Below are 25,300 nucleotides of genomic sequence, written 5' to 3'. Positions count from 1 at the left end.
GTGAGGATTGCAAAGATAGAAATCATGAGACAATTTATTAAATATGCAATGGTTGGTGCTATTGGAACAATACTGCATACCTCTGTATTGATATTTTTGGTTGAAAAGGAAGGGTTTCAACCTCTAATAGGTTCATCAGCAGGTTTTATTTTATCACTAATTGTTTCGTATTATATTAATTTAAAATGGACATTTCAGTTGGAGAAAAAGAAATCTTTTTTTTACAAATACGTAATTGTATCATTATCTGGTCTTGGCATTAACCTTTTAATTATGTTCCTGTTAGTTAACTTGTTGGGAGTTTGGTATATTTGGGCTCAGGTTATCGTTATTATTGTTGTACCTATCTCTAATTTCACTTTAAATCGTTACTGGGCTTTTGCTTGAAAATCATTCTGAGGGTTAGGATTGTGGCTAAGAGGCGATTCAATAGGTGATTATCTACCCGACATTGGATGGCTGTTACATTCAATGGGAATGCCTTTTTAACGGGTGGATTGATGCTGGCTATGGAAAGGGTTAGTGTAATTGTGTCGATCGTTTACTGCTGCGTTTGTCCATCGGTATCGAATGGAACATAGATTGAACTTGAGAACTTCATACTCGAAACAGCAGTAGTTAATCGTTTCAAGAGGATAATGATTGATCAGTTATGTGAAGGCAGTGAAATGAGAGTAGATGATGTAAATAAGATTTTCAAGGTCTAGGTGTGTCTGAGTTCGAATCTAAGATTCCCACAGGTCCTTTCTTTGCAATCGTTACCTTGAGTCGTTCTTTTTGGTCGTCGGAACGTTTTGAATGTCTTCGGGATATTGTCCAAATTTTAGGACTGAAAGTACGTGCTTGCAATGATCATTTGAGTACCCACTAAATGTATGAGAAGAACTTTCAAAAATATCTGCAATTTAGATTAACTTCTGACCTTTTAAATGTAAACAGACTGCTAAATCTCTTTCGTACATGTTGGCGTTTTCTGTGTCTTTCGTTACCATTGTCAGTTGTTCAATCTCGTTTTCGTAATTCATTTCAATCCCCGTATTTGCTTCTTTACTATTTTTCACCTCATGAAGATGATTTTTATATTTTAATTTTTGAGTTCAATATATATAACTATATGTTGCAAATCGATATCGAACATCATAAATAAATAATATGAAGAAATAAATACAGAACTACAATCATTTCTGAAATTATCTTATATATATCATTAATGCTAAAAGCTCAAATATTGATTCAGGCGTACCAATCCCTGAAGTACATCTAGTTTCGGTAGGTCGGCAGCGAAAGTACCGACTATGACTGCCATAACGGAGCCAAACTGTTTGGATCCTAAACTACGAGACTTTGCAAGTCCTTTACCGTAATGGCGAACGATATGACGCCCCGGTACTCCTCCTATTTCTTGATGCAGTCCAACGGGCCTATCCTGAGGGGGAATTGTGATGCTCCTAGATAATAGCCGAATTCAACATGCCACAAAAGAGCAAGCCTATTTGCAAAAGATATTCGACTACAGTTTGTGCTCCTGCCGAAGTATTCTATGGAGCTCAACTTAGTTGAAGGGCTATGGATATGGCTAAAAAGTGATATTGTCCACAATGTGTTTTACTAAAAAATTCTTCACACCCGCGTAAAAACGTGTCAACATCAATCCTATGGAGGTCATTGATCGTCTTTGGTGTACGCATGTAATTCAAAATTTCGGTCTATATATAATAAATATTCTCTTGAAATAGTAATCGACATATCATGAATGGGTGACACGTGTGTTGGGGTGTAGAGTTTATTTTTTAAATACTTTTACAATGAATTAATAATTAATCCTTTCTGCGTGTTAGAATAATCATACAAATTATTAAACAAATCTAAAAAGGTGGTAACCACATGAAACTCCTCATCACCGGCGGAGCCGGATTTATCGGCAGCAACTTTGTGCTGTACATGTTACAACAACACCCTGATTACGAAATTGTTAATGTAGATGCATTGACGTATGCAGGCAATCTAGAGAATCTGAAAGCAATTGAGAATAATCCTAATTACACTTTTGTGAAGGCCGACATTACAGATGTTACTGCGATGGATGAACTGATTAGCCAGGGTGTGGATGTCGTTGTCAATTTCGCGGCGGAGTCGCATGTGGATCGGAGTATTTTAGAGCCGGAAGTGTTTGTGAAGACGAATGTACTTGGAACACAAGTGCTTTTGGATGCGGCGAAAAAATACAGTATCACTAAGTTTGTTCAAGTATCTACGGATGAGGTATATGGATCACTGGGAGCGACAGGATTATTCACCGAAGAAACTCCTCTGGCTCCTAACAGTCCATATTCAGCAAGTAAAGCAGGCGGAGACTTGCTAGTACGTGCGTATCACGAAACGTTTGGACTGCCAGTGAATATTACCCGCTGCTCAAACAATTATGGCCCGTACCAATTCCCGGAAAAGCTTATTCCGCTGATGATTTCCCGTGCACTTGCTGATCAAGCGTTGCCTGTTTATGGCGATGGAATGAATATCCGCGATTGGTTGTATGTTGAGGATCATTGCAGCGCGATTGATTTGGTTATTCATGAGGGTGTGAACGGCGAAGTCTACAACATTGGTGGCAATAATGAACGTACGAATGTGCATATTGTAAACACGGTATTGCAGGAACTAGGCAAGCCTGATTCTTTGATTACTTATGTTCAAGACCGTCCTGGTCATGATCGCCGTTATGGGATTGATCCAACTAAGATTATGAATGAACTGGGATGGAAGCCGAAACATACGTTTGAAACAGGTATTAAAGAAACTATCCAATGGTATCTCAATAACCGCGAGTGGTGGACCCGTATTCAATCTGGGGAATACCAAAAATATGCTGAACAGCAATATGGTGATCGTTTAGGTGACTCATTGTAATTTTGATACGGGGGTAAAATAGCTATGAAGGTACTTGTTACAGGTGCGGCCGGACAACTAGGTCAGGACGTAGTTTTACTGCTCCAGCATCAAGGTCACGAAGTGTTGGCTTGCGATCGTCAGGAGATGGATATTACTGATCTGGATCAGTGCATCCAAGTTATTGGCGGGTTTGGACCGGATGCGGTTATTCATTGTGCTGCTCATACGGCAGTAGATGCGGCAGAAAGTGATATTGATGCAGCTTATTTAATTAATGCTACTGGCAGCCGAAATGTAGCGCTTGCTTCTGAAAAAGCTGGAGCCAAGCTGGTGTATATTAGCACGGATTATGTATTTGATGGTATGGGTGCACAGCCTTACCATGAATATGATAATACAGACCCTAAGAGTATATACGGCAAATCGAAACGTGCGGGTGAGGTACTCGTTCAATCCCTCTCCTCTAAGTATTTCATCGTACGAACGTCATGGGTGTACGGCAAATACGGAAATAACTTTGTCAAAACAATGCTAAAGCTTGGTCAAGAAAAGCCAATGCTTCAAGTTGTCGATGACCAAAAAGGTTCGCCTACTTACACAGTCGATTTAGCTCGATTCTTGCTTGAGCTTGTTCAAACTGAGAAGTATGGTGTATACCATGCGTCAAATAGCGACTCTTGTACCTGGTTTGAATTTACACAGGCGATCTTTGTAGAGGCCGAGGATATTTTGGGTTTCAAATTCACTGCTACGCTTGAACCGTGTGCTACGGAACAGTTTCCGAGACCTGCACCACGTCCTCGGAATTCGGTGATGGAGCATCTGTCGATACGTACGAATGGTTTTGAGGACATTCGACCTTGGCGTGAAGGCTTGAGAGATTTCCTCTTAGAGCTAAAAGAATAGAAAAGCACCAATTGAAACTCCTAAATCGTTTATAACGATGCGGGAGTTTTTTGTGTTCTTTCGTTATAATAAGAAGGAAGCAGGTAGTTAATTAGAAATTACAAAGTCGAGGATACTCATGAATAACAAAACAGTTAGTGTACATATCGTCACCTACAACAGTGCGGATGACATTATAGATTGCTTAGAGGCAGTAATGGCACAGGATTATCCTATTGAGAAAATTGTTGTTGTGGACAATGCTTCTTCGGACGATTGTGCAGAGAAAGTGAATATATTCTTTAACGCGATCGATAAAGGGGCTTTTTTTAGTAATTCACTAGAGGAATTAGATCTGTTCAATTCACAAGCTAACAAGGAAGCGCCCACGAGCCTTCTACTTATCCAAAATCAAAAAAACACAGGCTTCGCCCCAGCTCATAACCAAGCTATAGCTGCTACAGAAACAGATTATGTGCTTGTCCTCAATCCGGATTTGACGCTGGCTCCAGACTATATCTCTAGACTAATCGCACAAATGGAAGCCAACCCGCAGATCGGCAGCGCCACAGGTAAGCTTTTGCTAAGGGCTGATCACGGATTAGTGGATAGCACTGGTCTTCGGATGAACAAGGCACGTCGTGCGTTTGACCGTGGTGCGGGGGAGCCAGCAGAACTATGGAAACAGTCGGGTACAGTATTTGGTGTATCTGGGGCGGCGGCGATGTATTCTCGACGGATGATTGAAGACGTTAGTGTTGATGGGGAGTTTTTTGATGCAGATTTTTTTGCATATAAGGAAGATGTGGATGTGGCTTGGAGAGCCCAGCTATTTGGCTGGCAGGGGTATTATGATGCTGAGGCAATTGGGTATCATGAACGTGGGTGGAAAACGTCTGGCCGTAGTACCAAACCAATGTTCATCCGGCGAATATCTTACATTAATCGCTACAAAATGATCTACAAGAATGAATCGGCTCGAACTATGCTGAAGACAATCTTGATTTCCCTTCCCTATGAAATTGCCGCTCATGGTTATATGCTTCTGAGAGAGCCGAAGTTAATCGTAGCGTGGAAATCCTTTTTCACTCAGCTCCCAGCGTTAAAAAAGAAACGAAAATATATACAGACCATCGTAAAAGAGCGAAAGAACACGTAAATCAAACAGTATCTGGAAAAACCTCCCTGAAAGGTCACCTCCTCTCAGGGAGGTTTTATGTTATAATAATTGTCGGTAGATTACTATATTTGTCAGGAGCGTTACGCAGTGAATGTAGATGTAAGCATACTTATTGTCAATTACAACACGTGTCGCCTGACGATGGATTGTATCAGGTCGGTATATGACTCAGAAACGAACTATTCCTATGAGATTATTTTGATAGACAACAATTCCCATGATGATTCGGTAGAGATGATTGGTAGAGAGTTTCCAAGTGTCATGTTGATCGCAAATAACGACAATGTCGGGTTTGCGCGTGCAAATAATCAGGGGATGGAAGCTTCATCCGGACGGTATGTACTATTACTCAATTCAGATACGGTGGTGCGCAGGGATACGCTGGAGACGATGATCTCCTTTATGGATGGTCGTCCCGATGTTGGGGCGTCAGGATGTAAGATTATATTGCCAGATGGGTCGCTGGATAAAGCGTGTAAGCGAGGATTTCCTACACCGTCAGCTTCCTTCTATTATGCTTTTGGTTTCAGTAAGTTGTTTCCGGATCGACCGAAGTTTAACGGTTACCAGTTAGGTTATCTGGACCCTGATCTTGATTACCCGATAGATTGTCTGGTGGGTGCGTTTATGCTGCTGCGGCGGGAGACGATTGATCAGGTCGGCGGATTAGATGAAGAGTTTTTTATGTACGGTGAGGATTTAGACTGGTGCTATCGTATTAAAGAGGCTGGTTGGGAGATTTATTATTATCCGAAGACCTCCATCGTACATCTCAAAGGCGGCAGTGCCAGACGTAGACCGTTCAAGATCGTCTATGAATTTCACAGGGCAATGATTTTATTTCATCGTAAGCATTATAGTAGGAAGTACAACAGTATTATAAATGGAACAGTATATGCTGGTGTTGGTATGAAGTTTGCTCTGTCCCTTTTGCGGAATGCCCTAATCTTTCCTAAAGCAGTTCCATCACCTGCACAGAGTCTTAGCTCTGCCCCTGAAACAGGCACTCGTAACGATAAGAATACTGAGGTGAGATTATGATTCGGCGGAATCAGAAATTTTTGACACAGCTCTATATGGTTGCTGATTTCATTGTCATTCAGCTGTCTTTTTTGGCGGCTTGGTGGATCAAGTTCAAGAGCGGATGGATGGAATCCTATAACACGCTGCCTGTAGAGTCTTACGCTTATTGGAGTATGATCTATGGCGGAGTAGCTGTCTTAATCGGTATCCTTTTATCGCTTTATTTGCCTAAGCGTAAGAAACGTTTTGTCGATGAATTTATTAAGATTTTCCAAGTGCATATCATGAGCATCTTCATCCTGCTCGGTCTAATGTTTTTCGTGAAAGAAATTGATATCTCCCGTACATATCTGGCTATTTATATGGGATTTAATGTTCTTTCCATTATGCTTTACCGTTATGTGTTGAAGAAGATGCTTAAATCTTTGCGCGAAAAAGGATTGAATCGCCAGTTCGTACTTATCATCGGCGCAGGTACTCTTGGTAAGAGATTCTACAACAATTTGGAACAATATCCTGAGCTTGGATATGAAGCCATTGGTTTCTTAGACGACTATCATACTTGGGATGGAATTGAAGAACAGCGCTATAAACCGATTCTAGGTACGGTTGATCAGTTATCCGGAATGCTGGAGATGCTGCCTGTGGACGAGGTTATTCTTGCTTTGCCGCTCGATGCGCATTCTAAATATCCTTCGATTATTGCAGCCTGTGAAAAAGCAGGGGTACGCACATTGATTATTCCGGATTTCTTTGATTATTTACCAGCTCGTCCTTACTTTGATAACTTTGCAGGTATGCCAATGATTAATGTTCGTGATATTCCACTGGATATGACGGGGAATAAGATGGCAAAACGTTTGTTTGATATCGTGTTCTCTCTATTCGCTATTATTATGATATCTCCTGTGATGCTGATCGTAGCTCTCGGCGTACGTCTTACCTCACCGGGACCGATCATATTCCGGCAGGAACGGGTGGGACTTAATCGGCGTAATTTTATGATGTATAAGTTTCGTTCAATGAAGATGCAGCAGGACGGGGAAGAGGATACAGGTTGGAGTACGCGGGAAGATCCTCGTAGAACTCGATTTGGAACCTTTATCCGTAAGACAAGTCTGGATGAGCTTCCGCAATTTTTTAATGTATTACTCGGTCATATGAGTGTAGTTGGCCCACGGCCTGAACGACCATTTTATGTAGAACAATTCCGTGATGAAATTCCGAAGTATATGGTGAAGCACCATGTGCGTCCAGGAATTACGGGCTGGGCACAGAGCAATGGGCTGCGCGGGGATACTTCAATTGAGGAACGGATTAAGCACGATATTTTCTATATCGAGAACTGGTCCTTACTGTTCGATATTCGAATTATTTTCAAAACGATTCGCAACGGCTTCGTTAACAAAAACGCATATTGAGACCTGCACTTATTTAGATTTGTGAAATTTTAATAATACCCCGTTTTGCCACTGGCAGAGCGGGGTATTAATTTTCTAATCTAAACTTTGTAAAGGAAACTCACAACTATGAATAAGAAAAAGATTATTGCAACCGTAGTAATGATTGTCGCACTAATAATGATTCTTGTAATAACGTTGAACAAAGAGGAAGAGCAACCCGCGAGCGGTTTTGAAGCGCACAGAATCGTTGCACATGCCATGGGGGGAATTAACGGCTATACGTATACCAATGCTTGGGAGGCCTTTGTCGCTAACTATGAACGGGGAACTCGCGTATTTGAAGTTGATTTTTTGTTATCGAAGGATGATCAGCTGGTTGCTCGACATGAATGGACAGGCAATATGAGCAAGCTTTTAGGTCAGTTGGAGGTTCTCCCTGCTAATAAACAGGGTGTGGCACTAGATTACGAGGAATTTATGGACAGCCCCATCCTGAATATATACTCTCCGCTTGATATTGAGAAGGTGCTTGATCTAATGCAGAATTATCCAGATGCTTATATCGTTACGGATACCAAAGAAATCCAACCGGAACTTATAGAGAAGCAATTTACATTGCTGACCGAAGCGGCGCAGCGTCGGGATCCAGCGTTGTTGGAGCGGATAGTTCCACAGATCTACAATCAGCCGATGCTTGATGAGATCAATAAGGTGTATTCTTTTCCAGAAGTGCTTTACACCCTGTACCAATCTAAGGATACGGATGAACAAGTTATTGAGTTTGTTAAAAAAACAGGTGTGGATATTACGATGCCAGTTAGCCGGGCCACCAAGAGTTTTGTCAAACAGTTAAAAAATATCGGAGCTCGTGTATACGTTCATACAGTGGATGAAGAGGATGAGATTAGAGCGTTATCTCGTATGGGTGTAGACGGATTTTATAGTGATTTTATGCCTGAAAATGATTTGAATAACCTCAGAGGTATGCGCTGAAATCTTTCTCCACTCATTACAACTAATATATCCCTGCAAAGTGCTGCTTTCCTCAGATGCGTATTCAGGTACTTTGCGGGGACCCCAAATTTATATGCGAAAAAATGTTCGTATTTTTGTTCGCTTTAAATTGACACACCTCCTGTGCTGGCATAGACTAGATCTATATCTTTTGCGGCGGCAGGAGTATTTTGTCTTGCCCAAATGACAAATAAGGATGATTCCCATGAAATCAGTACAGCAAATGATCAAACCTTGGCGGCATGTGTTTAAGTTGGACCCAGATCGTATGATTTCAGATGAGGATTTGGAGGCCGTTTGCTTGTCCGGCACGGATGCCATATTGATAGGAGGCTCTACAGGAGTTACTTATGAGAATACAGTAGATCTCTTATCAAGAGTAAGACGTTTTGAGCTGCCCTGTGCACTCGAGGTATCCGAACTTGAAGCTGCTGTACCCGGATTTGATCTTTATATGATTCCTATGGTGCTAAATACACCTGATCCAGCTTGGATTGTAGGCCATCATCGTCGAGCTATAGAGCGTTATGGATTTATGATCCCATGGGATCAGCTGCTAACGGAGGGTTACGTCGTTTTGAACAGTGATTCTTCAGTTGCGCGGATTACAGGGGCCGAGACAACCATTAATGCTGAAGAGGCGGCTGCGTATGCCCAGGTTGCGGACAAGCTGATGTCCCTGCCAATAGTCTATCTTGAATATAGCGGTAGATTTGGGGATATGGAGACAGTACGTATAGTGCGTGAGATGGTGGAGCAAGCCCAACTATTTTATGGAGGCGGCATTACTTGTGAGGCAGAGGCCGAGCAGGCAGCAGCTCTATGTGATACAGTAGTTGTCGGCAATATTATTTATCGGGATGTAGAGCAGGCAATTCGTACGGTATTTGCTGTTAAAAAGACGGTGCAAGAGCAGTTCGACTAGCGGTTAGCTTATGGACTACTTATGATTTGTAATTTCATTTTTAGAAAGGAGCATGTTACACATGCAACTTATTAACATACAAGACGCGGTCAGCCGATTGAATCCTCCACAAAGGCAGGCTGTCGAAACTACTGAAGGCCCCCTTTTGATTATGGCTGGTGCGGGCAGTGGGAAGACGAGAGTGCTGACACACAGAATTGCCTGGCTGATTGCTAATCGAAAGGCGCCGCCTTGGGCGATTTTGGCGATTACATTTACGAATAAAGCTGCGAGGGAAATGCAGGAACGTGTATCTAAGCTCGTTGGACCTGAGGGAAGAGATATTTGGGTATCCACCTTTCACTCCATGTGTGTTCGGATCTTGCGGAAGGATATTGAGCGCATTGGATTTACTTCCAACTTCTCGATTCTGGACTCTACAGACCAGTTATCAGTCATTCGTAATTGCATGAAGGAACTGAATATTGATACGAAAAAATTCGAACCGAAAGCTGTACAAGCCGTAATTAGCGCATCTAAGAATGAACTGATTACTCCGGCGCAGTATGAGCAAAAAGTCGGTGATTATTTCGAAGGTTTAGTTGCCAAGGTTTATAAAATGTACCAACGGCGTTTGAGAAGCAATAACTCGCTTGATTTTGATGATTTGATTATGAAGACTATCGAATTATTTAAGGAAGTTCCCGAGGTTCTGGATTTTTACCAAAAGAAGTTCAAATACATCCATGTGGATGAGTATCAGGATACGAACAGAGCACAATACATGTTGTGCCGCATGCTGGCAGACAGCCACCACCGCATTTGCGTGGTAGGGGATAGTGACCAGTCGATCTATCGCTGGCGTGGTGCGGATATTACGAATATTCTTAATTTTGAAGAGGATTATCCGGAAGCGAAGACGATTCTGCTAGAACAGAATTACCGTTCAACCGCTAATATCCTGAATGCAGCCAATGGGGTAATCGCGCTTAATAGTGGCCGTAAACCGAAAAAGCTGTGGACCGATTCCGAGGAAGGCGCCAAGATTAAGGTGTACCGGGCGGATTCCGAGCATGACGAAGGGTATTTTGTAACCGGAGAAATCAGCAAAAATGTGAAGCAAGGTCAAGCTTACCAGAATCACGCGATTCTGTACCGGACGAATGCTCAGTCACGGGTAATAGAGGAAATTTTGATCAAATCAGATATTCCATATCAAATCGTTGGCGGGATCAAGTTCTATGATCGTAAAGAAATCAAGGATCTGCTGGCGTATCTACGTTTACTGTCTAACCCTGATGATGATATCAGCCTGACGCGTATTATTAATGTTCCTAAGCGTGGATTAGGGGATACAACGGTTGGCAAGCTGGCAGCTGCTGCTGGTGAACGTGGTGTTTCTATTTTCCGAGTGCTGCAAACGGTCGATGATTTGGGCTTTGCTGGACGGACGCGGAATATGCTAGTAGAGTTCTACGATATGATTGAAGCTCTACACCGTATGGTGGAGTTCTTGTCTGTAACCGAATTGACGGAAAAAATACTGGAAATGTCGCAGTACCGTTTGGAGCTGCAAAATGAAAACACACTCGAATCACGCTCGCGGCTAGAGAATATCGATGAGTTCTTATCGGTGACGATGGAGTTTGAAAAGAACAACGAAGACAAGTCGCTGGTCTCCTTCCTCACGGATCTTGCACTTATCGCAGATATCGATAGTGTGAACGATGATGAAGAGGATCGTAGTGATGCGGTTGTGTTAATGACGATGCACAGCGCCAAAGGTCTGGAGTTTCCGACGGTATTTATCGTCGGAATGGAAGAAGGCGTGTTCCCACACAGCCGTGCCTTCCAGGACAACGACGAGCTGGAAGAGGAACGCCGGCTTGCGTATGTGGGGATCACCCGCGCGGAGAAACAACTGTTTCTCTCTTGTGCGCGGATGCGTACGCTCTTTGGCCGGACGACGGCGAACCAACCGTCCCGCTTCTTAGAGGAGATTCCGGAGGAACTGAAGGAAGATACCGTTAAGACTCAAGACCGCTTCCAGCGCGGAGGCGCGGAGGTAGGCGGTGCTTACGGCGGACGCGGCTTCGGCAGTGGTGGCCGTGGGAACTTTGGCGGCCGGGGCGGAGCCGCCGGAGCTACGCCGGCAGGCGGCGGAAGCACGGCGTCAGCGGCGGCAAGCAAGAGCAGCGTGACCGTGACCTCCGGAGGCGCACAGCGTGCTACCGGAGCAGGGGCTGCAGCAGCTGGCGATTACAAAGCGGGTGACAAGGTCTCCCACGGCAAATGGGGCACGGGCACCGTTGTATCTGTTAAAGGCAGCGGGAATGACACGGAGCTACAGATTGCTTTTCCGGCACCCGTGGGTGTGAAACGTCTGCTTGCGGGGTTTGCGCCGATTACCAAAGTGGAATAATAACAGACAACGATTAACGAACGGATATTTAGACCACGCTAACTTTAGGAAACTTATTGACGGAGGGATGTACCTGCATGGATGCTATGCATGTGATGGAAGAGCTTGTTGCGGAATTAAATAACTATAATTACCACTACTACACGCTGGATGCACCGCTAGTCAGCGATAAGGAATACGATGTTTTATACGACAAGCTTGTAGCACTGGAGGCTGAGAGTGGCTTCGTACTACCGGATTCGCCTACACAACGTGTAGGTGGAGAGCTGCTTAAGGGCTTCACGCCGCATCGGCATCTGGCACCGCTTTGGAGTCTGGATAAAGCACAGAATATTGAACAGCTGCGCAGCTGGAATACCCGGGTGCTCCGGTTAGTGAATGAATACAATCTCAAGAATCCAGACACCCCTCTTCCTGATCCTTGTTATGCAGTAGAACTGAAGTTCGATGGCTTAACACTGAATTTAACCTATCGTAATGGTGTTCTCGAACAGGCATCAACGCGTGGCAATGGTGTAGTTGGCGAAGGAATACTTGCACAGGTGAAGACCATCAAATCCGTTCCATTGACGATTCCCTTCAAGGATGGGGTCATTGAGGTTCAGGGTGAAGGGATTATGAATCTGTCTGTGCTGGCTGATTATAATACAAGGGCTGCAGAGCCGCTGAAGAATGCGCGTAATGCAGCAGCAGGTGCACTGCGTAATCTTAATCCGAAGACTACTGCGGACCGCCGTTTGAACGCTTTTTTCTATAATGTAGGCTTTGCAGAAGGCGCGGAGTTCGCTGACCATCAGGAAATGATGGATTTTCTGCGGAATAACAAATTTAAAGTGAACCCATACCTGACCTACTGCAATGATTTTGATGATGTAACTGAGCAGCTCGCTGGAATCGAGGAGAGTCGTTCGAGTCTTGATTACCTCATTGATGGGGCTGTAATTAAGGTCACGGATTTCCGGATCCGTGAGGTGCTTGGCTACACTGACAAGTTCCCGCGTTGGGCAGTAGCTTATAAATTTGAAGCCGAAGAAACGACGACCGTGCTGGAGTCTGTTAGCTGGAATGTAGGTCGTACAGGTAAAGTGACTCCGCTGGCTCGGGTTGAGGCTGTAGAGCTTGCCGGAGTTACCGTTCAGAACTGCACCCTGAATAATGTGGGTGATATTGAGCGCAAAAACTTGAAATTTGCCTTAGGTTCGCGGGTCTTTATTCGCCGTTCCAATGATGTTATCCCAGAAATTCTCGGCAAGGTAACAGAGGAGAATGACGGTGGAGAGATTATTTTCCCTGAGGACTGTCCAGCTTGTGGATATCCGTTAGAAATGCGCGGAGCACATCTTTTCTGTAACAATAAACTGAATTGTAGGCCGCAGATTATCAGTCGGATCACCCACTTTGCTTCGCGTGATGCGATGGATATCGAGACGTTCAGTGAGAAGACGGCGGGTCAGCTCTATGATGAGCTTAATGTACATGACTCTGCGGATCTGTATGAACTGAACTTTGAGCAGCTTGTACAGCTGAACCGTTTTGGTGAGAAAAAAGCACAGAATTTGCTGCAAGCTTTAGAAGATAGCAAAGGTAGAGATCTTGCTTCATTTCTCTTTGCGTTAGGGATCCCTAACACTGGTAAAGCAACGACGAAGATGTTGGCTGATCATTTCCGTGATCTGGATGCTGTGATGCAGGCCAAAGCCGAGAAGCTCGCTGAGTTACCAGACATTGGTGGGATTGTCGCCGAGAGCATTGTCAGCTTCTTCGCAGATCCAGTTGTAGTAGCTAATGTTTCCCGCTTGCGGGCGTTGGGTGTGGAAGCGAAGGCTCCTGAGGCACCACGTCCTGTTAGTACCGATTCCTTCTTTAGTGGCAAAACGGTCGTATTGACCGGTTCCTTGCAAAAGCTTACCCGAGATGAAGCAGCTGAACGTCTGGAAGCACTCGGAGCAAAGGTGTCGGGAAGTGTGTCCAAGAAGACGGATTTAGTTATCGCTGGTGAAAAAGCTGGTAGTAAGCTGGCTAAAGCGCAGCAGTTAGGCATTCAGGTCATTGAGGATGAAGATGAGCTAATTCGCTTGTTGGATATGTAAGTAACAAACTATATTCGATTTCAAAAGGTTCCCGGTTCCATTTCGTTTAAGTACGAGAGGAGCAGGGGCCTTTTTTGCGTGGATTACAACTAAACGATTCTTTTTTAGAAAAAAAATTCGGTTGATCTGCTAATATATAGGCTATAGATATTTATTACTATATTTGAAAGGAAACCCTTCCTGTGAAGAGAGAAACGATATTGTTAGTAGATGATGAGAAGGAAATTGTAGAACTGTTAACGATTTATCTCTGTAATGAAGGCTATAGACTGCTTAAGGCTTACGATGGAATGGAAGCGCTGGAATGTCTGCAGAAAGAGGAAGTTGATCTAATTATTCTTGATGTCATGATGCCTAAAATGGACGGGCTAGCTGCATGTATGAAGATCCGTGAAGAGCGGAAAATGCCAATTATCATACTATCAGCCAAAAATACAGATATGGACAAGATCTCCGGCCTGAGCCTCGGGGCAGATGACTACGTGGGCAAGCCGTTTAATCCTTTGGAGATTGTGGCACGAGTAAAATCACAGTTGCGCCGTTATCACGGATTTAATAAGGATAGTAATACGTTGGGAAACGACAGCAAACTAAGCTTTGAGGATCTGACTATAGATACGTCTAAGCATGAGGTGTATGTAGACCAGCAGAAGATTAAACTGACTCCGCGGGAATTCTCTATTCTAGAGCTTTTAGCGAGACACCAAGGTCAAGTGCTTAGCTTGGAGCAAATTTACAATAAGGTATGGAATGAACCCTTTTTAGATGGCGGTAACACAGTGATGGTACATATTCGTAATCTCCGAGACAAAATCGAAATCGATTCGAAACGCCCACGTTATATACAAACCGTCTGGGGAGTTGGCTATAAATTAGACGGACCTTCCTGAAAGGATTAGGTGAGGCTTCTTGAATTCTAAATATATAACGACGATTCGCTGGAAGTTTATGTTTGCTTTTTTGCTGAGTGTGCTTTCGGGCGCTTTGCTGCTCATGGCAGGGTACCAACTCGTCAACTTTATGATCTATCTAAATCCGGCTTCAGAGTCGGCTCCCTATTCACGCATACTGCGCTGGATTATTAATCATATTGGCTCTATGCCACTAATGACAGCAGCGGGTATTATCAGCTTTTTATTATTCTTTTTTATCTACACTCGTAAAGTTGTGCTGTATCTGGAAGAGATCACAAAAGGGATTCGAGAAATTACAAGCTCCGGGATGTCCCATAGAATTGAAGTCAGAACCACGGATGAGCTGGGTGTGCTGGCTGAGAATATTAATGAAATGGCTGAGCGTTTGCAGCACTCCATAGAGGAGGAACGTAAAGCTGTAAATGCGAAAAATGACTTGATCACAGGTGTTTCCCATGATTTACGCACCCCGCTTACCTCTGTCTTGGGCTTTCTGGAATACATCGAACAAGATCGATGTCAGGAAGAAGCGGAAATCCGGTATTACGTGGATATAGCCTACAACAAATCCCTGGTGCTGCGTAAACTGATCGATGATCTTTTTGAATACACACGTGTAAATAGTGGAGAGTACCCTTTGGTTATGCAGAGATTGGATTTGAAGGCCTTCATACGGCAGCTGGCGGAGGAGTCAGTTCCTGAACTAACAAAGGCGGATATGATCTATGAAATCGAGGACGTTGCTGATGAGTTATGGATAGAGGCTTCGCCTAAAGAATTAGTACGTGCTTATGAAAATTTGATTACTAACGCGATCCGTTACGGCAGAAGCGGCGGGAAATTGGAGATAGGTTTCAGTAAAAAGGAAAATGGTGCTGTGGTCCGTATTAGCAACTTCGGAGAGAGGATTGCGGAAAGTGATATCCCTTTTATTTTTGAACGATTCTATCGGGCAGAAAAGTCGCGTTCACAGCATACAGGCGGCTCAGGGCTTGGACTTGCGATTGCCAAAAGTATCATCGAACGCCACAATGGCGTTATTTATGTGGAAAGTACATCTCTTCGCACGGATTTTATTACCCGTTTCCCATTCTTCATAGAATCTTAAGAAAACTCTGGCGGGTTCTTAAGATTTGGAAGTTATCCTTGTGGCACAAGGAGGGAACTACCATGCCAAAACTTCGGACGGTTCGTATCAGCTATTTATATATTTTTATGGGTTGTGCTCTTTTGAGTGCTGCCTTTCTTTTTGTTGTCCAGCGGGCTGTCGCTTTGCTGTATTCTCATTATTCGGGTCAACCAGGAGCCTTTTTTGTCTGGCTTATTCATTGGGTTATTAATCATATGGGTCAAACCCCTAGTGCCATCCTTCTATTTATTCTAGTCTTCGGTGGGCTGTATGTTCTTCGTTCACAGAAAATGGCTGATGATTTGCGCTCGCTAGTGGTGGGAACCTCGGAGCTGGCAGATAAAGGAGTCGCCCAGAACATCAAGGTTCTCTCTGGAGGAGAAATAGGTGAAATTGCTGCTAACCTCAATCGAATGCAAAGAATAGAAGTTCCAGATAGAGATGCAAGCTCAAAGCGGATAGAGGACACACCAGCAGTAGCTTTATTAATAAGGACTAGGGCGATACTTCGCACCCTCCGTGAGGTTGAAGAGAATGAGGCGGAAGTACATACACTTCTTGCAGCAGCGAATGATGAAGTACGGAGTATGGAGCGGTTCCTGGAGAACCTGATTATCGAATCATGAGCAGATGGAATGCACGCACCCGGATATTGCGAGTAGGGTACCTATTATTTGATGTGAGTGTTATTAGTACGGTATTGGCGCTTTTGATTTTGTTTTATGTATACCAGTATGGGGGTATTGTACTTAACCGGCATGAGGATAGGCTGCAATTGCCAGAATCAAGCCTCATCACAGCTTCAGATGGAACAGTTATACGAATGACTCCGCTACCGAGCTCGGGTTATAGGCTTACAGCAGAGCTTGAGGAGATGCCGGCTTTATTAATAGATACCTTTTTAACAGTAGAAGACCGCCGTTTTTATAGCCATCAAGGGGTCGATTATAAAGGGATATCACGCGCGTTCTTAAAAAATATCTTGGACATGAGTTTATCAGAAGGTGGCAGTAGTATTACTCAACAGCTTGCTCGCAATCTTTATTTGAACAGAGATAAGAATATGCTGCGTAAGTTAAATGAAACCTCTATTGCTTTTGCCTTGGAGCAGCGACTGACGAAACGTGAGATTTTGCAGCTGTACCTCAATCAGATTTATATGGGGCGGGGACAATATGGAGTAAAAGCAGCAGCCAAGCGTTACTTCGGCGTGTCTGATCTGAAAAAATTGGAGATCTGGCAAATAGCCACTCTGGCGGGAATCCCTAAAGGCCCCTCTATTTATAACCCAGTAGACAATAGTGCATTATCCAAAACGAGAAGAAATCTAGTGCTAAAGATGATGTTCAATCAGCGACTAATCACGTATGAGCAAATGCAGGAAGCTATGAATAAACAATGTCAGCCTCCAGCTGCGGTCGAAAATGGGGTTGCCGGAGTGTATTATGTGGATGCAGCCCTTAAGGAAGCGGCTCAGATCACAGGGGAATCCGTAGAGGAGCTTCGTACAGGCGGCTACACTATAGTTACAGGTTTGAACATCAAAGCACAGCAGGCACTTGAGCAGGCCGTTCTCAAAGAGGCTTCATTTCCACCTGACGGAAAAGATCAGCAGGTAGAAGCAGCTATGACCATAATGGATCATCGTACAGGAGAAGTAGTGGCATTGATTGGTGGGCGAGATCAAAACGAGGGCAATTTGAACAGAGCTATTATTGATGCACGTCAGCCGGGTTCCAGCTTTAAGCCGATCATTGATTATGGACCTGCACTCGAGAGCGGGAAATTCAACCCGAATAGTATGCTGTCCGACCGTAAAGTTGCTTATGGCAGCTATAAGCCTGAGAACTTGAACGGTATATACCAAGGTCAGGTCACAATGAACACAGCTTTGCAAAAATCCATCAATGCACCAGCCGTATGGGTATTGAAGCAGGTTGGAATCTCTTCTGCGCGGCAATTTGCCGCCAAATTAGGAATTGTACTGACGGAGGAGGACAATCATTTATCAATAGCTTTGGGGGGGCTTCATAATGGGGTTTCTCCACTAAAAATGGCCCAGGCCTACAGTGTCTTTGCTAGTGGAGGCAAATTTAATGCGGCTCATATGGTGCGCTCCATAACGGATTCAAAAGGGAAGGTCTTGTATACTCATCCCTCTGAATCACGTCAGGTAATCTCGCCGCGTACCGCAGAAGCGATGACGGCTATGTTACGCAATGTTGTTAATGAAGGAACAGGGAAAAAAGCGCAGATGAACAGACCAGTAGCGGGAAAGACCGGTACGACCCAATTGGACTTGGCTGGCGTGAGCAAGAAAGCTAATCGGGATCTTTGGTTTGTAGGCTATACTTCGGAGTGGACAGCTGCGGTATGGATGGGTTTTGATCGTACGAATCAGGATAATTACATGACTGAAGGCAGCGGGAAGGCTGCCGCTCTATTTTCTACAGTAATGAGTAAAGCCTTAAGTGATCATTGAGAAGTTATTGCGCCGCCCATTCTTCTAATTTCTCATCTCTAGGAAGCAGCAAGGCAAGAAACCCAAGCAGCGGGAGGAAGCCGCAAGCGATGAACACTTTAGCAATCCCGATACTATCAATGAGGTTGCCGAGGACTAATGAGCCGATCCCGCCGAGTCCAAAAGCAAGTCCCGTGATCAGACCTGAAACTGTGCCAATGTTGCCCGGATATAGCATTTGAGCATAAATGACGGTAACAGAGAAGCTGGACAGAAGGATGAAACCGCCAATCAGCAGCAATACAGCCGCCCATAATGGACCTACAAAGGGTAGAGCAAGTGCAAAGGGAACGGTTCCTACCATTGATAGTAAGATGAGATTACGCCGTCCAAAACGGTCAGCCAGCGGACCTCCAAAAAATGTACCCACTGCGCCAGCAGCCAAATACATAAAAATATAGATTTGGGCTTTATCCAGCGTCATTTGATATTTGTCCATTAGATAGAAGGCGTAGTAACTGCCGATAGAAGCGCCATACCAAGACCTAACAAAGACTAGGAATACAAGAATAATCGTTGCTGTTCGTATACTTTTTCGGCGGGCGGGGTCGATTGCTCGTGCTGTTGATTTTTTATGAAAGGTATAACCGGCATCTAGCATTTCTCTATACCAGCGAGCTACATAAGTCTGAACAGCGATTCCGGCAGCCGCGACGATCGTGAAGCCTAGGGCACCAATCTGGCCAAAGGGGATGAATACCCATTTCGTAAGCATTGGACCAAGGGACTGGCCAGCATTGCCGCCCACTTGAAAAATAGATTGCGACAATCCCTTTCGCTGACCTGCCGCCATATGAGCAACACGCATACCCTCTGGGTGGAAGGTGGCTGAACCGAATCCGATCAGGATAACCGAGAATAAGACCAGAAAATAGCTATTGGCATAAGCCAATAGAAGTACACCTAGAAATGTGCTGCACATACCCAGTGGTAATAATATAGGACGGGGTTTACGGTCTGCAGCATATCCAATGACGGGTTGGATTACTGATGACGTCATATTTAAAGCGAATGAGATCCATCCAATCTGGGCGAAAGAGAGCAGTAGATTATCTTTGAGAATAGGGAAGATTGCTGGAATGACTGCCTGTATAGAATCATTAAATAAATGAACAAAACTGACAGCTAACAAAATTTTATAAATCGTTGCCTGCTGCAGATTACGCTGCTCCTTGTCCTTGCTGTCTACCGTGGACGCAGCGTCTGTAGGTTTGGTCTTCATTTTGACTCCTCTCTGTACTGATAGTTAAAAGGTAAGATTGGCGAATACGATAAATTCTATTTAGCCACAAATAATGGATGAATGGTATCAATTTGTGTTGTATCGAAGTTATTTATACGAATGATTTTTTTATTTCAAAAAAAGCTTGCAAACTCAATGACAGCATGGTATATTATCTCTTGTGCTTACGACGCATCGCACATACGAAACACAAGCGATGAAGAAATAAGTTGACAAGATAGAAACAAACATGATATACTCTAATTCCTGTGCAAGAGACATTGAATGTCGAAATGCTAGGAGCAAGTTCTTTGAAAACTGAACAAATGGAACACGTTAATTTTTAAAAAGATTCAATTAATGAATCGTCAGTTTCAAAATGAGCATATCGCTCTTTTCAATACTAATTGGAGAGTTTGATCCTGGCTCAGGACGAACGCTGGCGGCGTGCCTAATACATGCAAGTCGAGCGGAGTCACTTTGAAAGCTTGCTTTCAAAGTGACTTAGCGGCGGACGGGTGAGTAACACGTAGGCAACCTGCCCTTCAGACTGGGATAACTACCGGAAACGGTAGCTAATACCGGATAATTTCTTTTTTCTCCTGAGAGAAGAATGAAAGACGGAGCAATCTGTCACTGAGGGATGGGCCTGCGGCGCATTAGCTAGTTGGTGGGGTAACGGCCCACCAAGGCGACGATGCGTAGCCGACCTGAGAGGGTGAACGGCCACACTGGGACTGAGACACGGCCCAGACTCCTACGGGAGGCAGCAGTAGGGAATCTTCCGCAATGGGCGAAAGCCTGACGGAGCAACGCCGCGTGAGTGATGAAGGTTTTCGGATCGTAAAGCTCTGTTGCCAGGGAAGAACGTCCGGTAGAGTAACTGCTACCGGAGTGACGGTACCTGAGAAGAAAGCCCCGGCTAACTACGTGCCAGCAGCCGCGGTAATACGTAGGGGGCAAGCGTTGTCCGGAATTATTGGGCGTAAAGCGCGCGCAGGCGGCTATTTAAGTCTGGTGTTTAAACCTTGGGCTCAACCTGAGGTCGCACTGGAAACTGGGTGGCTTGAGTACAGAAGAGGAAAGTGGAATTCCACGTGTAGCGGTGAAATGCGTAGATATGTGGAGGAACACCAGTGGCGAAGGCGACTTTCTGGGCTGTAACTGACGCTGAGGCGCGAAAGCGTGGGGAGCAAACAGGATTAGATACCCTGGTAGTCCACGCCGTAAACGATGAGTGCTAGGTGTTAGGGGTTTCGATACCCTTGGTGCCGAAGTTAACACAGTAAGCACTCCGCCTGGGGAGTACGGTCGCAAGACTGAAACTCAAAGGAATTGACGGGGACCCGCACAAGCAGTGGAGTATGTGGTTTAATTCGAAGCAACGCGAAGAACCTTACCAGGTCTTGACATCCCTCTGAATCTGCTAGAGATAGCAGCGGCCTTCGGGACAGAGGAGACAGGTGGTGCATGGTTGTCGTCAGCTCGTGTCGTGAGATGTTGGGTTAAGTCCCGCAACGAGCGCAACCCTTAACTTTAGTTGCCAGCAAGTAATGTTGGGCACTCTAGAGTGACTGCCGGTGACAAACCGGAGGAAGGTGGGGATGACGTCAAATCATCATGCCCCTTATGACCTGGGCTACACACGTACTACAATGGCCGGTACAACGGGAAGCGAAGCCGCGAGGTGGAGCCAATCCCATCAAAGCCGGTCTCAGTTCGGATTGCAGGCTGCAACTCGCCTGCATGAAGTCGGAATTGCTAGTAATCGCGGATCAGCATGCCGCGGTGAATACGTTCCCGGGTCTTGTACACACCGCCCGTCACACCACGAGAGTTTACAACACCCGAAGTCGGTGGGGTAACCCGCAAGGGAGCCAGCCGCCGAAGGTGGGGTAGATGATTGGGGTGAAGTCGTAACAAGGTAGCCGTATCGGAAGGTGCGGCTGGATCACCTCCTTTCTATGGAGAATCGTTCTCTGCAATGAGAACATTCAAATCGGAAGTTTAACTTCCACAACCAATTAACGTGTATCCATTTGTTCGGTTTTGATGGAATTTGCGGGGCCATAGCTCAGCTGGGAGAGCGCCTGCCTTGCAAGCAGGAGGTCAGCGGTTCGATCCCGCTTGGCTCCACCAACAAACTTCATCTGTTTGTTATGTCTATACACTTGATCCTTGAAAACTGGATACCGAAACGAATTTGCGTTTTAGAACATCTTTTAGCAACTTGTGCAAACAAGTAAATGTTATTAGTGAGATGATTCCAAAGAGAATGTCATCGTATGATATTTTCCTGCGGAAGAATCAAGGTTAAGCTAATAAGAGCACACGGAGGATGCCTAGGCGCCAGGAGCCGACGAAGGACGTGGCGAACAACGAAACTGCCTCGGGGAGCTGTAAGCAAGCTTTGATCCGGGGGTGTCCGAATGGGGAAACCCAGCTGTGGTAATTCGCAGTTACTCATTTCTGAATACATAGGAAATGTAGAGGCAGACCAGGGGAACTGAAACATCTAAGTACCCTGAGGAAGAGAAAACAATAGTGATTCCGTCAGTAGCGGCGAGCGAACGCGGAACAGCCTAAACCTAAGAGCTTGCTCTTAGGGGTTGTGGGACGTCTCACATGGAGTTACAAAGGAATATGGTAGGTGAAGAGGTCTGGAAAGGCCCGCGATAGAGGTAAAAGCCCTGTAACCTAAACTGTATTCTCTCCGAGACGGATCCCGAGTAGTGCGGGGCACGTGAAACCCCGTATGAATCCAGCAGGACCATCTGCTAAGGCTAAATACTACCTGGCGACCGATAGTGAAACAGTACCGTGAGGGAAAGGTGAAAAGCACCCCGGAAGGGGAGTGAAATAGAACCTGAAACCGTGTGCTTACAAAAAGTCAGAGCCCTATTAATGGGTGATGGCGTGCCTTTTGTAGAATGAACCGGCGAGTTACGTTTAACATGCAAGGTTAAGCCGAGAAGGTGGAGCCGCAGCGAAAGCGAGTCTGAATAGGGCGAATTAGTATGTGGACGTAGACCCGAAACCGTGTGATCTACCCCTGTCCAGGGTGAAGGTGCGGTAACACGCACTGGAGGCCCGAACCCACGTACGTTGAAAAGTGCGGGGATGAGGTGGGGGTAGCGGAGAAATTCCAATCGAACTCGGAGATAGCTGGTTCTCCCCGAAATAGCTTTAGGGCTAGCCTCGGTATAAGAGTAGTGGAGGTAGAGCACTGATTGGGTGCGGGGTCCGCAAGGATTACCAAGCTCAGTCAAACTCCGAATGCCATATACTTATTGCCGGGAGTCAGACAGTGAGTGCTAAGATCCATTGTCAAAAGGGAAACAGCCCAGACCATCAGCTAAGGTCCCCAAGTGTGTGTTAAGTGGGAAAGGATGTGGAGTTGCACAGACAACCAGGATGTTGGCTTAGAAGCAGCCACCATTGAAAGAGTGCGTAATAGCTCACTGGTCGAGTGACTCTGCGCCGAAAATGTAACGGGGCTAAACACACCACCGAAGCTATGGCTAGATACGTATGTATCTGGGGTAGGGGAGCGTTGTGTAGGGGTTGAAGGTGTACTGAAAAGAGCGCTGGACACTACACAAGTGAGAATGCCGGTATGAGTAACGAAAAGATCAGTGAGAATCTGATCCGCCGAAAGCCCAAGGTTTCCTGAGGAAGGCTCGTCCGCTCAGGGTAAGTCGGGACCTAAGGCGAGGCCGAAAGGCGTAGTCGAAGGACAACAGTTTGAAATTACTGTACCACCGTAATCCGCTATGAGCGATGGGGTGACGCAGGAGGGTAGTGACGCGGACTGATGGATGTCCGTCTAAGCAGTGAGGCTGATGTGTAGGCAAATCCGCACATCATTAAGGCTGGGCTGTGATGGGGAGCGAAAATTATAGTAGCGAAGGTCATGATCTCACACTGCCAAGAAAAGCCTCTAGCCAGGAGAAGGTGCCCGTACCGCAAACCGACACAGGTAGGCGAGAAGAGAATTCTAAGGCGCGCGGAAGAACTCTCGTTAAGGAACTCGGCAAAATGACCCCGTAACTTCGGGAGAAGGGGTGCCCCGGTAGTGTGAATAGCACGAGGGGGCCGCAGTGAAAAGGCCCAAGCGACTGTTTAGCAAAAACACAGGTCTGTGCGAAGCCGCAAGGCGAAGTATACGGGCTGACGCCTGCCCGGTGCTGGAAGGTTAAGGGGAGTGGTTAGGGGTAACCCGAAGCTATGAACCGAAGCCCCAGTAAACGGCGGCCGTAACTATAACGGTCCTAAGGTAGCGAAATTCCTTGTCAGGTAAATTCTGACCCGCACGAATGGCGTAACGACTTGGGCGCTGTCTCAACGAGAGATCCGGTGAAATTTTAATACCTGTGAAGATGCAGGTTACCCGCGACAAGACGGAAAGACCCCATGGAGCTTTACTGCAGCTTGATATTGAATTTGGGTACGATCTGTACAGGATAGGTGGGAGCCGTAGAAATCGGAGCGCAAGCTTCGGTGGAGGCGCCGTTGGGATACCACCCTGATCGTATCTAGGTTCTAACCTAGTGCCCTTACCGGGTACGGGGACCGTGTCAGGCGGGCAGTTTGACTGGGGCGGTCGCCTCCTAAAGAGTAACGGAGGCGTTCCAAGGTTCCCTCAGAATGGTTGGAAATCATTCGCAGAGTGCAAAGGCATAAGGGAGCTTGACTGCGAGACCTACAAGTCGAGCAGGGACGAAAGTCGGACTTAGTGATCCGGTGGTACCGCATGGAAGGGCCATCGCTCAACGGATAAAAGCTACCCTGGGGATAACAGGCTTATCTCCCCCAAGAGTCCACATCGACGGGGAGGTTTGGCACCTCGATGTCGGCTCATCGCATCCTGGGGCTGAAGTAGGTCCCAAGGGTTGGGCTGTTCGCCCATTAAAGCGGTACGCGAGCTGGGTTCAGAACGTCGTGAGACAGTTCGGTCCCTATCTGTCGTGGGCGCAGGAAATTTGAGAGGAGCTGTCCTTAGTACGAGAGGACCGGGATGGACGTACCGCTGGTGCACCAGTTGTTCCGCCAGGAGCATGGCTGGGTAGCTACGTACGGACGGGATAAGCGCTGAAAGCATCTAAGCGTGAAGCCCCCCTCAAGATGAGATTTCCCAATTAGTAAGACCCCTTGAAGACGACGAGGTAGATAGGTTGGAGGTGGAAGTGCAGCAATGCATGGAGCTGACCAATACTAATCGGTCGAGGGCTTATCCTAAAAATACCCCAAAAAGTGAAGAAGAAGCTGCGAAGCTAATTCCGAATACTTTCCGGGGGCCCCGAAGAGATGACGGGCGACGCAAATTCAATTCGGATTCAGTTTTCAGGCATCAAGCCTGTAACACGCTTAGAAATTCATTCTCACTTCTGTGATGAACCGAATTTCACGCGGCAGCGTCTGTTTCACAGACGCATGTTTGGTGGCGATAGCGGAGGGGTTCCACGCGTACCCATCCCGAACACGACCGTTAAGCCCTCCAGCGCCGATGGTACTTGGACCGAAGGGTCCTGGGAGAGTAGGACGTTGCCAAGCACAAATAGACCACTGTTGATAACTCGACAGTGGCTTTTTTGCGTCTATTATAGATTGTGGAAAACTTGTGGATAATTCATTGGAATTTGCAGAAAACTTACGCACATGTGGATAGATGATTAAAAGGCAAAAAATCACCAAATGGTGTGGA

Annotated in this window: 16 protein-coding genes, 1 tRNA gene and 3 rRNA genes; 19 read left to right on the top strand and 1 reads right to left on the bottom strand. The window is 45.7% G+C overall.

Annotation, left to right across the window (positions count from 1 at the left end):
• From MHB56_RS12055 to MHB56_RS11990, 15 genes are all read left to right on the top strand, one after another.
• Positions 1 to 387: a GtrA family protein gene (locus MHB56_RS12055; protein ID WP_217696595.1), complete on the top strand. Its 387-nt coding sequence runs from the start codon at positions 1 to 3 to the stop codon at positions 385 to 387.
• A gap of 1,117 nt (positions 388 to 1,504) precedes the next feature.
• Positions 1,505 to 1,612, top strand: coding sequence for a transposase (locus MHB56_RS29845; RefSeq protein WP_139332127.1), 108 nt, complete (start codon positions 1,505 to 1,507; stop codon positions 1,610 to 1,612).
• A 272-nt stretch (positions 1,613 to 1,884) separates the two neighbouring features.
• Complete coding sequence (rfbB, locus tag MHB56_RS12050) at positions 1,885 to 2,907, top strand: dTDP-glucose 4,6-dehydratase (protein WP_341143611.1); 1,023 nt, start codon at positions 1,885 to 1,887, stop codon at positions 2,905 to 2,907.
• A 24-nt stretch (positions 2,908 to 2,931) separates the two neighbouring features.
• Positions 2,932 to 3,795, top strand: a complete 864-nt coding sequence (gene rfbD / locus MHB56_RS12045) for a dTDP-4-dehydrorhamnose reductase (RefSeq protein ID WP_038573485.1) — start codon at positions 2,932 to 2,934, stop codon at positions 3,793 to 3,795.
• A 118-nt stretch (positions 3,796 to 3,913) separates the two neighbouring features.
• Positions 3,914 to 4,933, top strand: coding sequence for a glycosyltransferase family 2 protein (locus MHB56_RS12040; protein WP_341143610.1), 1,020 nt, complete (start codon positions 3,914 to 3,916; stop codon positions 4,931 to 4,933).
• A gap of 162 nt (positions 4,934 to 5,095) precedes the next feature.
• The gene (locus MHB56_RS12035; protein WP_249267659.1) at positions 5,096 to 5,995 is read left to right on the top strand and encodes a glycosyltransferase family 2 protein; all 900 of its coding nucleotides are present in this window, start codon (positions 5,096 to 5,098) and stop codon (positions 5,993 to 5,995) included.
• Positions 5,992 to 7,398, top strand: a complete 1,407-nt coding sequence (locus MHB56_RS12030; protein WP_280753158.1) for an undecaprenyl-phosphate glucose phosphotransferase — start codon at positions 5,992 to 5,994, stop codon at positions 7,396 to 7,398. The genes MHB56_RS12035 and MHB56_RS12030 overlap by 4 nt, the downstream gene beginning before the upstream one ends.
• A 108-nt stretch (positions 7,399 to 7,506) precedes the next feature.
• Entirely contained in the window at positions 7,507 to 8,373 is an 867-nt protein-coding gene (locus MHB56_RS12025) for a phosphatidylinositol-specific phospholipase C/glycerophosphodiester phosphodiesterase family protein (RefSeq protein WP_280753157.1), read from the top strand.
• Between the two features lie 226 nt (positions 8,374 to 8,599).
• Complete coding sequence (locus MHB56_RS12020) at positions 8,600 to 9,319, top strand: heptaprenylglyceryl phosphate synthase (protein ID WP_139330100.1); 720 nt, start codon at positions 8,600 to 8,602, stop codon at positions 9,317 to 9,319.
• Between the two features lie 61 nt (positions 9,320 to 9,380).
• Positions 9,381 to 11,720, top strand: coding sequence for a DNA helicase PcrA (pcrA, locus tag MHB56_RS12015; protein WP_341143609.1), 2,340 nt, complete (start codon positions 9,381 to 9,383; stop codon positions 11,718 to 11,720).
• A 77-nt stretch (positions 11,721 to 11,797) separates the two neighbouring features.
• Positions 11,798 to 13,810, top strand: a complete 2,013-nt coding sequence (gene ligA, locus MHB56_RS12010) for an NAD-dependent DNA ligase LigA (protein ID WP_280753155.1) — start codon at positions 11,798 to 11,800, stop codon at positions 13,808 to 13,810.
• Positions 13,811 to 13,992: 182 nt separating this feature from the next.
• Positions 13,993 to 14,700 (top strand): response regulator transcription factor, encoded by a 708-nt coding sequence (locus tag MHB56_RS12005; RefSeq protein WP_036678667.1) that lies wholly within the window; start codon positions 13,993 to 13,995, stop codon positions 14,698 to 14,700.
• 19 nt (positions 14,701 to 14,719) lie between these two features.
• A complete protein-coding gene (locus tag MHB56_RS12000) occupies positions 14,720 to 15,832 on the top strand; it encodes a sensor histidine kinase (protein WP_076182235.1) in 1,113 nt (370 codons plus the stop codon).
• A gap of 62 nt (positions 15,833 to 15,894) precedes the next feature.
• Entirely contained in the window at positions 15,895 to 16,479 is a 585-nt protein-coding gene (locus MHB56_RS11995) for a HAMP domain-containing protein (RefSeq protein WP_341143608.1), read from the top strand.
• 53 nt (positions 16,480 to 16,532) lie between these two features.
• Positions 16,533 to 18,335 carry a transglycosylase domain-containing protein gene (locus MHB56_RS11990; RefSeq protein WP_280753153.1) on the top strand — a complete coding sequence of 601 codons (1,803 nt, stop codon included), beginning with the start codon at positions 16,533 to 16,535 and terminating at the stop codon, positions 18,333 to 18,335.
• A 4-nt stretch (positions 18,336 to 18,339) separates the two neighbouring features.
• On the opposite strand, the gene MHB56_RS11985 is transcribed toward MHB56_RS11990, so the two are convergent.
• Complete coding sequence (locus MHB56_RS11985) at positions 18,340 to 19,596, bottom strand: MFS transporter (RefSeq protein ID WP_036678676.1); 1,257 nt, start codon at positions 19,594 to 19,596, stop codon at positions 18,340 to 18,342.
• Positions 19,597 to 20,000: 404 nt separating this feature from the next.
• On the opposite strand from MHB56_RS11985, the gene MHB56_RS11980 reads away from it, so the two are divergent.
• From MHB56_RS11980 to rrf, 4 genes are all read left to right on the top strand, one after another.
• A 16S ribosomal RNA gene (locus MHB56_RS11980) occupies positions 20,001 to 21,558 on the top strand.
• 101 nt (positions 21,559 to 21,659) lie between these two features.
• A tRNA-Ala gene (locus tag MHB56_RS11975) sits at positions 21,660 to 21,735 on the top strand.
• 172 nt (positions 21,736 to 21,907) lie between these two features.
• Positions 21,908 to 24,834 (top strand): 23S ribosomal RNA (locus tag MHB56_RS11970).
• 198 nt (positions 24,835 to 25,032) lie between these two features.
• A 5S ribosomal RNA gene (gene rrf / locus MHB56_RS11965) occupies positions 25,033 to 25,149 on the top strand.
• Together the 16S, 23S and 5S rRNA genes with 1 tRNA gene alongside form the textbook arrangement of a ribosomal RNA operon.
• Positions 25,150 to 25,300 lie beyond the last annotated feature (151 nt).

The organism is Paenibacillus sp. FSL H8-0315, assembly GCF_038005365.1.
GTDB classification, from domain to species: domain Bacteria; phylum Bacillota; class Bacilli; order Paenibacillales; family Paenibacillaceae; genus Paenibacillus_AQ; species Paenibacillus_AQ odorifer.
This window is presented reverse-complemented; position numbering and strand designations above follow the sequence as displayed.

Coding starts and splice junctions, on each gene's coding strand:
- MHB56_RS11995 (WP_341143608.1), top strand. CDS start 15,895: ATGCCAAAACTTCGGACGGTTCGTATCAGCTATTTATATATTTTTATG.
- MHB56_RS12040 (WP_341143610.1), top strand. CDS start 3,914: ATGAATAACAAAACAGTTAGTGTACATATCGTCACCTACAACAGTGCG.
- rfbB (WP_341143611.1), top strand. CDS start 1,885: ATGAAACTCCTCATCACCGGCGGAGCCGGATTTATCGGCAGCAACTTT.
- rfbD (WP_038573485.1), top strand. CDS start 2,932: ATGAAGGTACTTGTTACAGGTGCGGCCGGACAACTAGGTCAGGACGTA.
- MHB56_RS11985 (WP_036678676.1), bottom strand. CDS start 19,596: ATGAAGACCAAACCTACAGACGCTGCGTCCACGGTAGACAGCAAGGAC.
- MHB56_RS12020 (WP_139330100.1), top strand. CDS start 8,600: ATGAAATCAGTACAGCAAATGATCAAACCTTGGCGGCATGTGTTTAAG.
- ligA (WP_280753155.1), top strand. CDS start 11,798: ATGGATGCTATGCATGTGATGGAAGAGCTTGTTGCGGAATTAAATAAC.
- MHB56_RS12030 (WP_280753158.1), top strand. CDS start 5,992: ATGATTCGGCGGAATCAGAAATTTTTGACACAGCTCTATATGGTTGCT.
- pcrA (WP_341143609.1), top strand. CDS start 9,381: ATGCAACTTATTAACATACAAGACGCGGTCAGCCGATTGAATCCTCCA.
- MHB56_RS12025 (WP_280753157.1), top strand. CDS start 7,507: ATGAATAAGAAAAAGATTATTGCAACCGTAGTAATGATTGTCGCACTA.
- MHB56_RS12035 (WP_249267659.1), top strand. CDS start 5,096: ATGGATTGTATCAGGTCGGTATATGACTCAGAAACGAACTATTCCTAT.